Genomic DNA, 14,683 nt, shown 5'->3' with positions numbered 1-14,683 from the left:
AAAAGCTCGGTAAAACTTTATGTCTATTCCATTTAACGAATGGTTGGTGAAAGCATCACGCGGGAACTCTCATTGCTTCACCCCCCAAATATACTGTAAATTGCATAAGCCTCATAGCTATCAATTTTAGTCTTTAACTTTAACAAATTCAATGTTTTTCCAGGCCGATTGATTCATGTCGCCAATAACTATAGAGTTTGTCTTGCAATTCGTTTGGAGATTATTTTTATTCATTCTGACTTTATCCTGCGGTATTGATTTTTTGAGTATTCAGCCATTACAGAACACATTATTTCTGCTTTGTCCTCTGCGGTAAAACCTTCAGATTCAGCCAAAGAACAGGCGTAACGAATATCTCCGATTCCGGTATACAATCTGGCTACTCCTGCAACTGTTGAAATACACAAAAAACGCAAAGGGCTTTTCTGGCTCTCCAATTTTGCCATATCAAAGGCTTTCATGCCCAGATCACTAGCCAAGGCCAATTCCCCCAGATTTTTTGCCGTTATGGCCATATCCAGCACATCGTTATGCATTGAATTCGGTAATGTGATGCCTACCAAGATTCTTTTTGCCTTGGACAAGTATTGTCGACCTTTTTCTTTTTCACCAATTCGTTCCGCTATCCTAGCAAAATGCATATATACTAAAAACTGGTCTTCTCCAGCGTTACCACATTTGTTATCTATCTCTACTTGTGAGGCAGCAACATCGAGTTTGGCCATCAAATCATATTTCTTTAGATTGAACCCGATTTCTTCAGCCTTATCTAAAAGAAAATTAGAAATATTCCAACCAATTTTCCTTGGAGTCTCATTCTGCAGCGCTGCCTCGGCAGCAAAAATAAAATCGCTGAATGAAGCGCGGTCATCTCCAAGAAGATGCGCGGCCCCAGCAATTGCCTGATATGCCATTGACCTAGGCCACTGAGGATTTATTGTTTGTACGTCTTCATATAATGATTTCAAAAAAGATAGAGCGAACTCTCTGTCTGGAAGCATACAGGCAGCTTCAGCCATTTTTTCAATCAATGTCTGTTTTGATACACCATCCATTTGTGCAAAAAATTCGGCTTTAAACTGGTTCATGTAGTTAAGCGAAGTCCACTTATCAAAAGCAAGAGCTGCGGTTTTGGCAAGATTGCCCAAGCAGCACGCCCGATCAAATCCATAAGAATTTGATTTGACGTAAGATAAAGATTTTGAAAAATAATCTTCTAAAGATCTGTCATCCCTAATTAGGAATATAGCTGCTTCCGGCAGAATTGGTTTGAAACATATGTCGTTAGTAAGATCTCCTGATTTACAGGCTTCGTGAATATAAGCTGCTACCTTTTCCCCTGATCCCATTTTTCCTGCTGCTTCAGCAAGAAAGCGAAATCCGTACCCCCTCGCAATGTCATTGTTCAATCGTCTCAACTCAGAGGCTATTTCCTCAAGTAAAACCAAACCAGACTCTCGATCATTCAGCCCCCCGGCTATCTCCATGATATCAAGAAAAGCAGTCTGCCTTGCTCCTTCATCTGAGATACTCTTTGCTGTTGAAATCCATTTTCTCAGGTATATGGATGCTGCGGCCCTGTCTCCCAAACGTCTTCCATACACATCTGCAAGACTCCGATAGACTTCAGATTTTATGGAGGGATTATTGATTTTTTCAGCCCAATCTGCTGCAATTTTCATGTGCTCAGCAATGTTTGAGTTTGAGATGTTTTTCCATTTATCGACCGGGATGGATTTGTCATCAATTGCCCATTCTCTGGTTGTCATTCCCCATCGCCAAGTGTTAATCCCACCCATCCAACGAGATATCATCCGGCGCCAGTCTTTATCGGTAAAACTTTTCTCAAGTTTGCTAAAATGATATCTGCACTCTGTTATCTGTCCCCATTGAGAAAACCATAAAACAGCAGTCGCAATGGCGGTGAAAGTCCCAATTGCAAAAATCGAAACAAGTATTCTTGCAAAAATGTTTTTGTCCTTTTTATAAGGCTGATAGTCTTTCACAGTTTTCCTCTGTGCGTATGCATGATAACCATTTTAAAATTTCATTTTTTAAGGGGGAGTTATGACTACATTTATTGGCCTGAATTTGAAAGCGGCTTAAAAATTCGATTTTACAATCATGAAATGATGAAGTTTAACAGATTAAATAGTTGAAATGTCATTTATTCTTAATATCCAGCACCTTTGAATAAACTACCTGCCTCGGCATTTTGAACTTTTCGGATATCTTCTTGGCAACTTCAGATGCTTTAATTCCAGATTCTATCAGGCCGAGTATTTCCTGGTCAATATCAAGTTCACTTGCTTGTTCGACTTGGACAGAATTTTCATCAGGGCCTCCGACAATCAGAACGATCTCGCCTTTGACAGAATCCTTTGCTAACAGTTTCTCAATTATTTCTGAAATACTACCCCTTATGATCTCTTCATACATCTTGGTCAATTCCCTTGAAAGAACCGCTGGCCTGTTCCCAAAAATTGCGAGCATATCTTTCAACAGATCGATGATTCTGTGGGGTGACTCGAAATATACGGTTGAGAATTGAAATCTTGCAGATTCTTCAAGAAACGCCCTTCTTTTACCTGATGATCTCGGTGCAAACCCCATAAATACGAATCTTTCCACAGGCAGACCTGATGCGCTGAGCGCGGCAAGGAGTGATGAGGCTCCTGGCACAGGAACTATTTTTATTCCGCTTGAAGCTGCGGCCTCAACTACTCTGTAACCTGGATCTGAAATAAGAGGGGTTCCCGCATCTGATACGATGGCGACAGACTGCCCGGATCTGATCTGTTCAATTATGTATTCCGAACGGACATCTTCGTTGTGGTCATGGCATGATATGAGCTTGGTATTTATTTCAAAATGGGAAAGAAGACGAGCCGTATTCCTCGTATCCTCTGCCGCGATGAGATCAACTTCCCCAAGTATTCTTACTGCCCTGAAAGTTATATCCTCGAGGTTACCTATGGGAGTCGCAACAACATATAATATGCCCTCGCCCTGCAATGCAGGTGAATCCGTTTTTTTAGTTTTTGATTTCGAATGCATTCTGAATAAGCCTGAATCTCAAATTATGGCCTGAGCCGTCCACTGCAACAACATCAAATCTGGCCTTCTGATCATAGATATTCTTTTCTTTCAAATAACTTAGGGCGGTCAAACCGATTTTTTTCTGTTTATTTGGTGTAACAGCGCTGGAAGAGGAACCTTTTTTATCATTTCGTCTTGCCTTGACTTCAATGAAGACCGTCACATTTCCGTCCATTGCAATAATATCTATTTCTCCGAATCTTGACCTGTAATTTCTTTCAAGGATTTTATATCCTCTATCAGCAAGAAAACTTTCAGCGTCATCTTCGGCCGCTTTCCCCAACTCCTTGCCAGAGAGAGAACCGGCTGATTTAAATAGTTTAAAGACGCCTAAAGGCATTCTTTTACGCCTTTGAATGTTTTTCTGTGTATGGGTGAGACACCGGATCTTATGATGGCTTCTTTATGCGCCGACGTAGGATAACCTTTATGGCCCTTAAAACCATACTGAGGATATAGCCTGTCATACTCATCCATGATCCTGTCACGTGTTACCTTTGCTATTATGGAAGCTGAAGCAATGGAAATGCTTAATGAATCACCCTTCTTGATAGGAAGCTGAGGTATAGGAGAGTCTATCTTGAAAATTCCGTCTATGAGCAGAAAATCCGGCACGACTGTAAGCTCCTGAACAGCCTTGAGCATTGAATAAAGGGATGCCCTGAGTATGTTCATCGAATCTATTTCTTCGGGACCTACAATGCCAACGCCGACATGCAGCGCTTTCTCCATTATATAATCAAAAAAATAGTCGCGCTTTTTGGGAGAGAGCTTTTTGGAATCAGTAATGCCGTACGCAGCAAAATCAGGGGGAAGAATAACAGCCGCAGAAACGACAGGGCCGGCCATGGGACCCCGGCCAGCCTCATCAAGACCTGCTATGAGGATATGGCCTTTTGAGCGCACATCCTCTTCAAATTTCCAAATATTACTATCTTGTACGTTTCTCACGGATTCTTGCAGCTTTACCTCTAAGGTTACGGAGGTAGTAGATTTTGGCTCTGCGAACGCGTCCACGGGTTACCACATCAACCTTCTCAATAATCGGAGAATGAAGCTGGAAAACACGTTCAACGCCAATTCCGTCAGAAATCTTACGAACTGTAAAGCTTGAGCCTATGCCGTTATTGCGTCTTGCAATCACAACGCCTTCATAAACCTGGATACGCTGTTTGTCACCTTCTTTGATTTTTACATGAACCTTGATTGTATCTCCTGGCGCGAAGTCAGGCATATCAAGTCTCATCTGTTCTCTTTCAATGCTTTCAATTATATTCATAATCCCCCACCAATATTGGATTATCGTGCCATCAAAGGCTTATTAAAATTAACTGTACCATTCAGCGCCCAGAAGCCGATCTAACATTATGGCCGCCGCAGCTCTAACTGAAAGATGATTATAATCTGTATTTCCGCTTATTGGCTCAAGAACCGCGGAGGCGCCTTCTATAAGGCTGGGAGAAAGCCCCCATCCCGTTCCCAGCATGAGCAGATATGGTTCTCCGGTTGAAGAAATCCTGCTTCTGAGTTCCCTGAAACTCAAAGCTCCGTTGCACGGTCTGGCACAGGTCGCGATCACATTAGGTTTCCGGCCTTCGATTTTTTCAATCTCAAGCACGGTTTCCTCGACCGAATCCGTAATCCTGACCATTGACAAGGCTTTTTTTCTGTCAGGATTATATTCTCCTCCGAATCCTTCGATCCAGTGAGCCATAACCCTGGCTGACAGTTCCTTCTGATCTTCTATTGGAGTGACGACAAAAAAACTCTTAACTCCAAAAGTAGCGGAAGCTCTTGCTATATCATGCAGGTCGAGGTTCGTTACGGCAGAAGCAATAACATCACCTCTTTTATTCATTACCGGAAAGTGGATCAAGGCCACATAAATATTAGACGCTGACAAGCCTTTTCAGCTCCTCTCTCCACTTTTTGAAAACCGCTTTCTCATCTGCGGTAAAAGTTCTGTTCTCAAGTAAATCAGGACGTTTCAGAAAAGTTCTTTTCAAGGATGACTCAAGCCGCCATTTGTCGATTTCTTTGTGATTCCCAGAGAGCAAAACATCCGGCACTTTTTGACCTTCAAAAATCTCGGGTCTTGTGTAATGCGCATGCTCAATCAAACCTGTTGAAAATGTGTCGAGTTCAGCGGACTCTATTCCGCCTCCAAGCACACCAGGTATGAGACGACTGATGGAGTCTATTACTGCCATGGCTCCGATCTCGCCGCCGGAAAGCACATAGTCACCTATCGATATCTCCTCATCCACATAATCTGAGACAAACCTTTCATCTATGCCTTCATACCGGCCACAGACTATTATCAATGATTCCAAAGAAGCCATTTTTTCGGCTGTCTTCTGATCAAAAGGTTTGCCCTGCGGACTCATGAGTACCGTAAGCGCACCAGGTATCCTCTCTTTAGTATCCATCAAAGCTCGGGCCAGAGGCTCGGGCTTCATGACCATGCCGCAACCGCCACCATAGGGTCTGTCATCACAGGTTTTATGCCTGTCGGAAGCAAAATTCCTGATGTAAACGCTATCTCCTGATATAAGACCGCTTGACACGGCCCGCCTGATGATCCCGGTACTCCAGAAAACATCAAGCATCTCAGGAAAAAGAGTAAGTACGGCAAATTTCATCTTCTATGACACATTTCTATTAAAGAAGACCTTCAGGAATTGAAACGTGCATGGATCTTTTTGAAACATCAACAGCCTTGACCACAGAGGCAAGCGCAGGAATGAGGATTTCCTCCTCATCTTTTTTTACGACATAAACATCGTTGCTGCCTGTCTCTATAATGCTTTCCAAAATTCCAAGAAATGTCCCTTCCTCATCATAGACCGAAATACCGATAAGATCCTTCCAATAAAAGGTGTCTTCGGATTCCAGAGGCGGCAGATATGCTTTATCAACAAACATATCATAACCTGATATTTCTTCGGCCTGATTCCGGTCATCAATGCCGGATAGAGTAAGTATGGCAAATTTTCTTTTATAAGGGGAAGCCGAAACGATTTCAAATGATTTCTCGTTTTTTCCTTCTCTGGAAATTAAGACCTTCCGTCCCTTCTTGAATAGCCCGAGGTCCTCTGTAAACAGCACGATTCTTATCTTGCCGTACAGACCATGAGCTGACGATGTTTTAGCAACGAGCAGAAGTTCAGATGTCATTTATTCAATAATTTCCAGTACGGTACGTTTTCTAACCTTGGCTGATGCGGCGCTCAGTATTGTCCTCATAGCCCTGGCTGTTCTTCCCTGTTTACCGATTATCTTACCCAAATCCTCTTTTGCGACCTTGAGTTCCAAGACTGACGTCTGATTCCCCTCAACCTCGGAAACCTCCACCTGATCCGGATGATCCACAAGCGTGCGAGCAACGTATTCGATCAGTTCTTTCATTATAATCTCCTTTCTGAGGTTGCGAAACGACGGAGTATCTTTTGGAACAGGTTATGCCGGGACTTTAATACCCTTGTCTTTCATAAGACTTCTAACTGTGTCAGTAGGCTTTGCGCCTTCGCCCAGCCAGTGTTCCACTCTTTCCTGCTTTAAAGTTACTTCCGCTGGATTTGTAATAGGGTTGTAAGTACCTACAATCTCGAGAAAACTGCCGTCTCTACGGCTTTCAGAGTTTGCCACTACGATTCTGTAAAACGGTTTCTTTTTTGCGCCTTGTCTTGCAAGTCTGATTCTAACAGCCATTATGCCTTTCCTTTATCCTCCATTAAAATGGCATGCGCCTGCCCATACCCATACCGCGCATACCGCCCTTATTGAATTTCTTTACCAGCTTCATTACCTGGACATAGTTCTTAAGGAGGTTATTCACATCCTGAACAGTTGTCCCGCTTCCCATGGCAATACGTTTGCGGCGGCCAGCATTTATAATAGTATACTGTCGCCTTTCCTGGGGAGTCATGGAACTGATAATTGCCTCTATACGAACAAGCTCCCTGTCATCGACATCCAGCTTTTTCATATGCTTGCTGGAGCCCATGCCTGGAAGCAGTTTGAGCAAATCCGCTATACCGCCCATTCTTCTGATCTGGGAAAGCTGCTCACGGAAATCTTCCAGTGTAAACTGGTTTTTTCTGAGCTTCTTTTCCATTTCCATGGCCTTTTTCTCATCAACGAGATTCTGGGCCTTTTCAATAAATGTGAGAGCATCCCCCATTCCAAGAATACGGGAAGCCATTCTGTCAGGATGGAAAGGCTCGAAAGCGTCCATCTTCTCGCCAAGACCTATATATTTGACAGGTTTTTCAATAACTGAACGTATTGAAAGCGCGGCTCCGCCTCTGGCGTCGCCGTCAAGCTTTGTAAGAACAACGCCTGTTATGCCTATTCTGTCATTAAAGGATTTGGCTACATTCACCGCATCCTGGCCTGTCATTGCGTCAGCCACAAAAAGAATCTCATTGGGCATGACAGCGTCTTTGATTTTGGAAAGCTCGTCCATGAGAGCTTCATCCACGTGAAGCCTGCCTGCAGTATCAAGAATAATGACATCACAGCCCTGGCTTCTTGCCTCTGTCACGGCATTTTTACAGATATCGACAGGATCCATCTCTGGTTTTGATGCAAAGACCGGGAATCCGAGCTGGGCACCTACCTTTGTAAGCTGTTCGATGGCCGCCGGCCTGTAAATGTCCGCAGGAACAAGAAAGGGTTTTTTACCCTGCTTGGACAGAAAAAGCGCGAGCTTACCTGCGGTTGTCGTTTTTCCTGAACCCTGGAGACCAGCCAGCATTATGGGAACAGGTTTTGGCCCGGAAAGGCTTAAGCCGTCGTGGCCGCTGCCCATGAGCTTGGTCAGTTCTTCGTTTACAATTTTAATAATATGCTGGGCAGGGGTAAGACTCTCGAGGACTTCCGAGCCTATTGCTCTTTCCTTGATATCCGAGATGAACTGCTTTACAACCCTGTAGTGAACATCAGCCTCAAGGAGCGCCATTCTGACTTCCTTAAGACCTTCTTCAATATTTTTTTCAGTTAATTTTCCGTGCCCCCTGAGCTTCTTGAATGCGAGGCCCAGCCGCTCGGTCAGGTTATCAAACATTTACGCACCTATCCCTTTTAAACTAAACTCTTGAAACTAATATTTAGCGCATGCTAAGTCAAGAAAAATAGAAAGCAATTAATATCTTTAAAATTATGAAGATACGAAAAAGTAATTGCCTGATTTACAGTCAAACTGACATTTATACAACATGATTCTGAAGAATCCGAATAAGAATAGATGTCTTTTTAAACAGATGGTAAAGAAAAAGCCGTCAAATAACAAGCCGGGAATTAAAAATTGAAACAAGACATAAAAAATCTATCCATGCAGGAAATGAGGGATTGGCTTAAAGAAACAGGACTTGAACCATACAGGAGCACCCAGATATTCAAATGGCTCTATCTAAGGCTCGTATCCGATTTTTCCGAAATGACAGACCTCAGCAAGGATCTGAGAACAAAACTTGCAGAAAAATTTGTCATAGGCGCCCTAAAAACCATTGAGACAGCGGAATCCACTGACGGAACCAAAAAATATCTTTTCCAGCTTGAAGATGGTAATTATATTGAAAGTGTTCTTATTCCCGGGAAAGACAGATCAACACTGTGCATTTCTTCCCAGGTTGGCTGCGCCCAAGGGTGCAGATTCTGCATGACAGCAAAGGCCGGCTTCATAAGAAACCTGACCCAGTCTGAAATAACAGATCAGATTGTCGAAGTCCGCAGGGAAATAATTAAATCTGACTGCCCAGACGATCTTGATTTAAAGAATATCGTATTCATGGGAATGGGGGAGCCACTTGCAAATCTTGAAAATGTTTCAAAAGCTCTCGAAATAATTACAAATGGAGACTGTGGACTGAAATTATCCCACAGAAGAGTCACTGTATCAACATGCGGTCTTGTTCCGAAATTCCAGGATCTTGCAAAAATGACCAGGGCCAATCTTGCCATATCCCTAAACGCTACTGATGATGACACAAGAGATATGCTGATGCCCATAAACAAAAGCTTTCCTCTTAAAACCCTAATAGACGCATGCAAAAGATATCCGCTTGATCCAAGACAGAAGATTACGTTTGAGTATATTCTTATAAGAGATCTGAATGATAGCATGGCAGATGCCAGAAGAATCACAAGCCTTCTGCACGGGGTTAAGGCGAAAATAAATCTCATCCCTTATAACGAAAGCCCTGGCTCTGAGTTTAAAAGGCCTGACGACTCAAGAATCAACGGATTTCTTCAGTTTCTTCTGGATAAAGGATACACTGCCATTATCAGAAAAAGCAAAGGCGCGGACATCGCGGCTGCCTGCGGTCAGCTCAGCGCAAATGCAAGGAGCAGGCAAGAAAGGCTGGAAGAAGAATAAAATCAAAGTCGGGTTACGAGCAATGGCGCTCTAACCCGACCTGAATCTAAGAATTTTTGATTGCTGATTTTTGAAATAGTGCAATCAATCATAAATCCAAATTCTGAAATCAAGAATCATGATCCAATTCATGAAATCATAATACCACTGAAATCCGAGGCATCCCCTGCAATCACCTGCACAAGCCTGTCGTCATAGCCAGGGATTGTCACATAAACTTCAACGGTTTCTCCGGGCACGGTTTTGCCATATGAGGCGCAGATAACAGCTGCTTTTTCAGTTATATGGGATTCAGGAACACCTGCGCTGCATGTCACTACGACCAAAGGCCCTGGCTTGTCCTTCATCTTGAAAAGCAGGTCATGCGCAGTATCATAATATTGCATTATAATGGCATTATCATTTTTATCCCGGCCCACAATAACTTTGGTGTTGTCATCAAGCCTTAAATGCCTGCCGCCCTTTAAGAGATGATACTCGGATATCCTTGCAAAAGGATTAAACGCCATCAGATCCCTCAGCTTGATCGAATACCTGACGTCGGTAAGGAGGCATCCTCCGGCAGGAGCAGGATAGTCCTTTACCCCCAACTCTTTTGCAAGCTCCATCTGGGGCTTTCTTGTTCTTCCGTTAAAACCAAGCAGCTGAGAACGGTCAACCAGTCCATCCTCTTCGGGCTTTGTCTCAGGCAAAACTTTTGCGCTTAATGGGCGGACTATAGAGCCATCAAACCCTGATCTTTTCTCGACATACCTTAGGGCGTGTTTTGTCTGGGACATAGGCCTCTGGCCTGATACCTCGCCGCTGAAAAGAAAGTCAAAGCCATTTTCCTTCATGATTTTCCCTGCTTCTGCGAACATCATGGTATGGCAGTCAATGCAGGGATTCATATTCTGACCGTAACCACAAGGTGGATTTTTTAGCATTACAAGGTATTGTTCAGAAATATCACTGACAATTATCGGTATTTTATAACGCTTTGCCGCTTTTTCAGCATTATCCGAAGAAAAAAAAGGGGTAACAAAGGATATCCATGTAACATCAATGCCCTGACGCCTCAGCACCAAGGCTGCAAGTATACTGTCAAGTCCACCGGAAGAAAGACCAAGGGCTTTTACGGTTCTGTTTGAATTATTTTCCATCAATAGATCTATTGCTTTTATAAAAACAGGTAATAAGTTACAAAAATCCAAAAATAACCGTACGGATTTTCTACATGAAAAAAAAAGAAAGAATTGAAAAAATCCTGGGCATCCTAAAGTCACAATACCCCAATGTCAATACCCAGCTTGACCATAAGAACCCTTTCGAGCTTCTTATAGCGACAATACTGTCTGCCCAGTGTACTGACAGACAGGTTAATCTGACAACCCCTGCCCTTTTTGCAGCTTTCCCTGATCCCGAAAGTCTTATGAAGGCAGACATCACAGAGATAGAGAAACTTATAAAATCGACAGGATTCTATCATAATAAGGCTAAAAACATAAAAAGCTGTTCTGCAATGCTGGTTGAAAAATATGGGAGCGAAGTTCCTGCTGAACTTGAAAAACTCGTTTCTCTTCCCGGAGTTGGCAGAAAAACAGCGAATGTTGTTCTTGGAATGGCGTTCGGAATCCCTGGCATGGTTGTGGATACCCATGTCGGAAGAATTGCCGGTCGACTTGGACTCACAAAAAGCAAAAACCCGGAGCAGATCGAAAAGGATCTGATGAAAATTATCCCGAAATCAAGGTGGAATGACTTTTCCCTTGAACTGATTATGACTGGCAGGGGGCCGTGCAAGGCCAGAAAGCCTTTGTGCGAAGAATGCTATCTCCTTGAAGTCTGCCCGTATCCGGGTAGCAAGGCCTGACAAAAAACAATACTTCAGGGAGCGTTTTTGCAACGCTACATTTCATACATCAATCTTTGGGTATAAATTTGTAAATTACTTCTGAAAGCGCCTGGAGGGTTATGGGCTTTGAAATATAGTCGTTCATGCCGACAGCAAGACACCTGTCCCTGTCTTCTTTCATGGCGTGGGCAGTTACGGCTATTATTGGAATATCTTTTCTTAAGACGCCGAAACTTCCGCCCCTGATAGCTTTTGTTGCGTCTATTCCGCTCATCTCAGGCATCTGGAGATCCATTAAAACAAGATCAAAGTCCTCGATTTTCAGCATATCGATCGCGGCTCTGCCGTTTCTTGCGCACTTGCTGAAAAAACCCAGTTTTTCCATGTATTTCTTTACAAGAAGCTGATTAATTTCATTGTCTTCCGCAATAAGAATCTTCTTCTTGCCATCAGCATCTGATACGGAATCAGCCACGTATTCAACAGGCCTTGAATATGGCCTGTCCTTAATTTCCGGGTCTTTTTGCTTTACTAAATTCAAAGCCGCCTTTTTCACCTTCACAGTAAACCAGAAGGTAGAACCGCTTCCAATATTGCTTTTTACACCTATGGTGCCGCCCATAAGCTCCGCCAGCTGCCGTGAGATGGCAAGTCCGAGTCCGGTTCCCCTATAATGACGCGTCAACGAGGCATCAATCTGGGAAAAAGGTCTGAAAAGCTTGTTCATTTTTTCAAAAGGAATGCCTATGCCGGTATCTTTAACCCTGAACTTCAATAAAAGGTCATCGTCAGTATTTTCAGAAAGTTCAACGCTGATCTCGATATGGCCTGTATCCGTAAACTTGATGGCATTGCCTACAATATTGACAAGAATCTGCCCAATACGTCCGGCATCTCCATAAATTCTTTCAGGCACATCAGGAGATACCACAATATGAGTATCAAGCCCCTTCTGCATCGCCTGATTTTTAAGGATCATGACTGCCCTGTTGACAATATCATAAACAGAGAATTCGCTCTTTTCCAAAGTAAACTGCCCGGCCTGAAGCTTTGAAAAATCGAGTACGTCATTGATAACATTCATCAAAAAATCGGCAGACTCGTTAAGCGAGCCAATATACTCCTGCTGCTCGTTAGTCAGAGAAGTATCCATCATAAGCTTGCACATGCCGATTACGCCGCTGAGGGGAGTTCTTATTTCATGGCTTATATTTGCAAGAAAGCTCCGCTGGGCCCGTCCAGTCGCCTCTGCCGTATCCTTGGCCTTGGTCAGCTCAGACTCGACCTGCTTATGCATGGAAATATCTCTGGAGATACCTCTGTATCCCACAGGGATTCCATCCGAATCCTCAATTACAGAGAAATGAGTCTCAACGGGGATAATACGTCCGCCCTTTTTGACAATTTCATATTGAATGGTCTTGGCGCTCTTCAGGGAAAATATCTCTGAGCAAACGGATTCAACATCGTCTTGGGGGAGATGGTTTTTAAAATTCGAATTCAGTAACTCTAAGTCAGAATAGCCGAGAGTATTATTGAGAGCTGTATTGTAAAAGCTATAATTACCTTCAAGATCAAGCTCAAAATAGGGATCATCTATCTTTTCAAGAATCGTTCTGTATCTGATCTCTGATTTGATCCTTTCCTCATGAATTTTTCTTGAAATGATTATCTGAGCTATGAGGCTGGCAAATATTTCAAGGGGCCTGACCATGTCATCAGTAGGCATTAAACCCGACTTGGAGCCATCCACGCATATGAATCCGGCAGAATTGCCCTTCTGGTCACTCAGCCTGACAAAGAGGCAGTCATCCTTATTCCAGCCGGAAGACACAGGATTGCACGGAGGGCTTCCAGGCATGACAAGGCCCGGATATTCCGAAAGCAGAGCCCTTGGATTTATATGGAAAGAAAACTGCCCAACCTTGGAGCCAACCTCAAATATCCTAGAAAACCAGTCTTTTCTTGCTTCAAGACCGGAAATAATCTTTATTTCTTCCTCTGAGAAGCCTTCGGATCCAATAATATCCCTATATGGGAATGATTCTTTGAAATAAAAAATCACGACCCTGTTAAAATCTGAATATTCAGCTATTGCCTTGCTGATTCTTACAAAGAACTCATCCTCGTCCTTCATTGTTATCATGGACGCAGCAGCAAGGCTGAACTGTTCGGTCTGAAGCGAGAGTTTTTCGATTTTTCTCTTGGACTCGGCAAGCTTGGCTTTCTGGCACTCTATTTCAAGCCTTACTTGCTTAAGATCATCAATATCTTTTATGATCGATAATACGCAGGCAGAGCCGTTAATCGTCACCATACGGGCTGAAATGAGACCTGTTTTCACGACTCCGTCACATCTTGAAAACTGGAATTCTAGATTTCTTACAAAGCCGTCTTTCCCAAGTTTTTCCCTGAAGACACGATACCCGCTTATGTCAAGCAGCCTGTCTGTTAGCCGTATGGATCCTGACTCTATTTCGGCCCTTGTGTACCCTGAAATATCCAGAAAAACCTGATTGAACTCCAGGATTTCATCGTCTCCCATGGTTGTCATTATTATGGCGTCAGGGCTTGTCTCAAAGATGGTTCTTAGCCTCTGTTCACTGTCTCTTAGTGCGATCTCGGCCTTTTTTCTGTCGGTAATATCCTTGGAAAGAGTTATGAGGCAGCGCTCTCCGTCGATATCAACCATTTCAGCCGACATGAGGACTGTGCCGACGCATCCGCTGCTCTTTCTGAATTTTGCCTCGAAATTCTGTACAAAGCCGTTTTCAAGCAATGTCTCTATAAATTTGTCTCTCTCTGATGATTCGTCCCATATATTAAGAGATATGGAAGTGTTTCCTATCAGATCTTCACGCTTAAAACCGACAGCGTTGAGAAAGCTGTCATTTACATTTATATATCTTCCATCTGCCATCGAGCTGATTATTATTGAGTCAGGGCTAAAAGTAAGAATCTTGGAAAACATTTTTTCCGAAAGGCGCAAGGAATCAAGGGCCTTGTCACGTTCTTTTTCTGCTTCTTCGAGATCACTGATTCGCTTTTTTAAACAGGCAACCATTTTAGGTGTACAGACTTCAGATTTATGTTTTTTTTTAGAATGAAGGCGTTTCATAATACCGGCCACACAGCATCAAACAGATAACAGACAAATTACACCATAAAAAAATATGGCATTAAACAAGATCTTAATTGTTTAGGAACGACGTTTTTTAATCCGGCAATATAAGCTGAAATCAACAGAAAATGGAAGATTTATTCGCATATGTAAAAAATATACAAATAAAATTGGGAATGGAGGAATGATTATTATTGTTTGGGCGCTGGGTACCAGCGCCCAAAATAAAATCATAGAAAATGTTAATTAT

The 14,683-nt window shown here is 42.9% G+C and carries 16 protein-coding genes; 3 read left to right on the top strand and 13 right to left on the bottom strand.

What is annotated here, in order from left to right; translation table 11 throughout:
- Nucleotides 1-230 precede the first annotated feature (230 nt).
- Nucleotides 231-1,487 (bottom strand): hypothetical protein, encoded by a 1,257-nt coding sequence (locus K245_RS0103625; protein ID WP_156906688.1) that lies wholly within the window; start codon nt 1,485-1,487, stop codon nt 231-233.
- On the opposite strand from K245_RS0103625, the gene K245_RS27600 reads away from it, so the two are divergent.
- Nucleotides 1,486-1,623, top strand: a complete 138-nt coding sequence (locus K245_RS27600) for a hypothetical protein (protein WP_156906687.1) — start codon at nt 1,486-1,488, stop codon at nt 1,621-1,623. The two genes, K245_RS0103625 and K245_RS27600, sit on opposite strands and share 2 nt — an antisense overlap.
- Nucleotides 1,624-2,163: 540 nt before the next feature.
- Here the strand turns inward: K245_RS27600 and rsmI are convergent.
- Genes rsmI through ffh form a run of 10 tightly spaced genes read right to left on the bottom strand, consistent with a single transcriptional unit; the run spans nt 2,164 to nt 8,167 of the window.
- Nucleotides 2,164-3,057 (bottom strand): 16S rRNA (cytidine(1402)-2'-O)-methyltransferase, encoded by an 894-nt coding sequence (gene rsmI, locus K245_RS0103620; protein WP_027358210.1) that lies wholly within the window; start codon nt 3,055-3,057, stop codon nt 2,164-2,166.
- Nucleotides 3,035-3,439, bottom strand: a complete 405-nt coding sequence (locus tag K245_RS0103615; RefSeq protein ID WP_084156115.1) for a YraN family protein — start codon at nt 3,437-3,439, stop codon at nt 3,035-3,037. The genes rsmI and K245_RS0103615 overlap by 23 nt, the downstream gene beginning before the upstream one ends.
- Nucleotides 3,430-4,050 carry a ribonuclease HII gene (locus K245_RS0103610; RefSeq protein ID WP_084156114.1) on the bottom strand — a complete coding sequence of 207 codons (621 nt, stop codon included), beginning with the start codon at nt 4,048-4,050 and terminating at the stop codon, nt 3,430-3,432. The genes K245_RS0103615 and K245_RS0103610 overlap by 10 nt, the downstream gene beginning before the upstream one ends.
- Nucleotides 4,031-4,378, bottom strand: coding sequence for a 50S ribosomal protein L19 (gene rplS / locus K245_RS0103605; RefSeq protein ID WP_027358207.1), 348 nt, complete (start codon nt 4,376-4,378; stop codon nt 4,031-4,033). Before rplS ends, K245_RS0103610 begins: the two co-directional genes overlap by 20 nt.
- 48 nt (nt 4,379-4,426) lie before the next feature.
- Nucleotides 4,427-5,002 carry an RNA methyltransferase gene (locus K245_RS0103600; RefSeq protein ID WP_027358206.1) on the bottom strand — a complete coding sequence of 192 codons (576 nt, stop codon included), beginning with the start codon at nt 5,000-5,002 and terminating at the stop codon, nt 4,427-4,429.
- Entirely contained in the window at nt 4,989-5,741 is a 753-nt protein-coding gene (gene trmD, locus K245_RS0103595; protein WP_027358205.1) for a tRNA (guanosine(37)-N1)-methyltransferase TrmD, read from the bottom strand. Before trmD ends, K245_RS0103600 begins: the two co-directional genes overlap by 14 nt.
- 19 nt (nt 5,742-5,760) lie before the next feature.
- Nucleotides 5,761-6,276: a ribosome maturation factor RimM gene (gene rimM, locus K245_RS0103590; protein WP_027358204.1), complete on the bottom strand. Its 516-nt coding sequence runs from the start codon at nt 6,274-6,276 to the stop codon at nt 5,761-5,763.
- A complete protein-coding gene (locus K245_RS0103585) occupies nt 6,277-6,507 on the bottom strand; it encodes a KH domain-containing protein (RefSeq protein WP_084156113.1) in 231 nt (76 codons plus the stop codon).
- Between the two features lie 51 nt (nt 6,508-6,558).
- Nucleotides 6,559-6,810 (bottom strand): 30S ribosomal protein S16, encoded by a 252-nt coding sequence (rpsP, locus tag K245_RS0103580; RefSeq protein WP_027358202.1) that lies wholly within the window; start codon nt 6,808-6,810, stop codon nt 6,559-6,561.
- Nucleotides 6,811-6,832: 22 nt separating this feature from the next.
- Nucleotides 6,833-8,167, bottom strand: coding sequence for a signal recognition particle protein (gene ffh, locus K245_RS0103575; RefSeq protein ID WP_027358201.1), 1,335 nt, complete (start codon nt 8,165-8,167; stop codon nt 6,833-6,835).
- 240 nt (nt 8,168-8,407) lie between these two features.
- Here ffh and rlmN point away from each other — a divergent pair, with 240 nt between their 5' ends.
- Nucleotides 8,408-9,478 carry a 23S rRNA (adenine(2503)-C(2))-methyltransferase RlmN gene (gene rlmN / locus K245_RS0103570; RefSeq protein WP_027358200.1) on the top strand — a complete coding sequence of 357 codons (1,071 nt, stop codon included), beginning with the start codon at nt 8,408-8,410 and terminating at the stop codon, nt 9,476-9,478.
- Nucleotides 9,479-9,606: 128 nt separating this feature from the next.
- Here rlmN and K245_RS22940 read toward each other — a convergent pair whose 3' ends face one another.
- On the bottom strand, nt 9,607-10,620 hold the full coding sequence (locus tag K245_RS22940; RefSeq protein ID WP_035276410.1) for a DUF814 domain-containing protein: 1,014 nt from the start codon (nt 10,618-10,620) through the stop codon (nt 9,607-9,609).
- A 74-nt stretch (nt 10,621-10,694) separates the two neighbouring features.
- Between K245_RS22940 and nth the strand changes: the two genes are divergently transcribed.
- Nucleotides 10,695-11,330 (top strand): endonuclease III, encoded by a 636-nt coding sequence (nth, locus tag K245_RS0103560; RefSeq protein ID WP_027358199.1) that lies wholly within the window; start codon nt 10,695-10,697, stop codon nt 11,328-11,330.
- 49 nt (nt 11,331-11,379) lie between these two features.
- Here nth and K245_RS26290 read toward each other — a convergent pair whose 3' ends face one another.
- The gene (locus K245_RS26290) at nt 11,380-14,430 is read right to left on the bottom strand and encodes a PAS domain S-box protein (RefSeq protein WP_051283838.1); all 3,051 of its coding nucleotides are present in this window, start codon (nt 14,428-14,430) and stop codon (nt 11,380-11,382) included.
- Nucleotides 14,431-14,683 lie beyond the last annotated feature (253 nt).

The sequence above is a fragment of the Desulforegula conservatrix Mb1Pa genome, assembly GCF_000426225.1.
In the GTDB taxonomy this organism is placed as follows: Bacteria; Desulfobacterota; Desulfobacteria; order Desulfobacterales; family Desulforegulaceae; genus Desulforegula; species Desulforegula conservatrix.
Note: the sequence above shows the minus strand (reverse complement) of the source record. Positions and strands in the feature narration are given on the sequence as shown.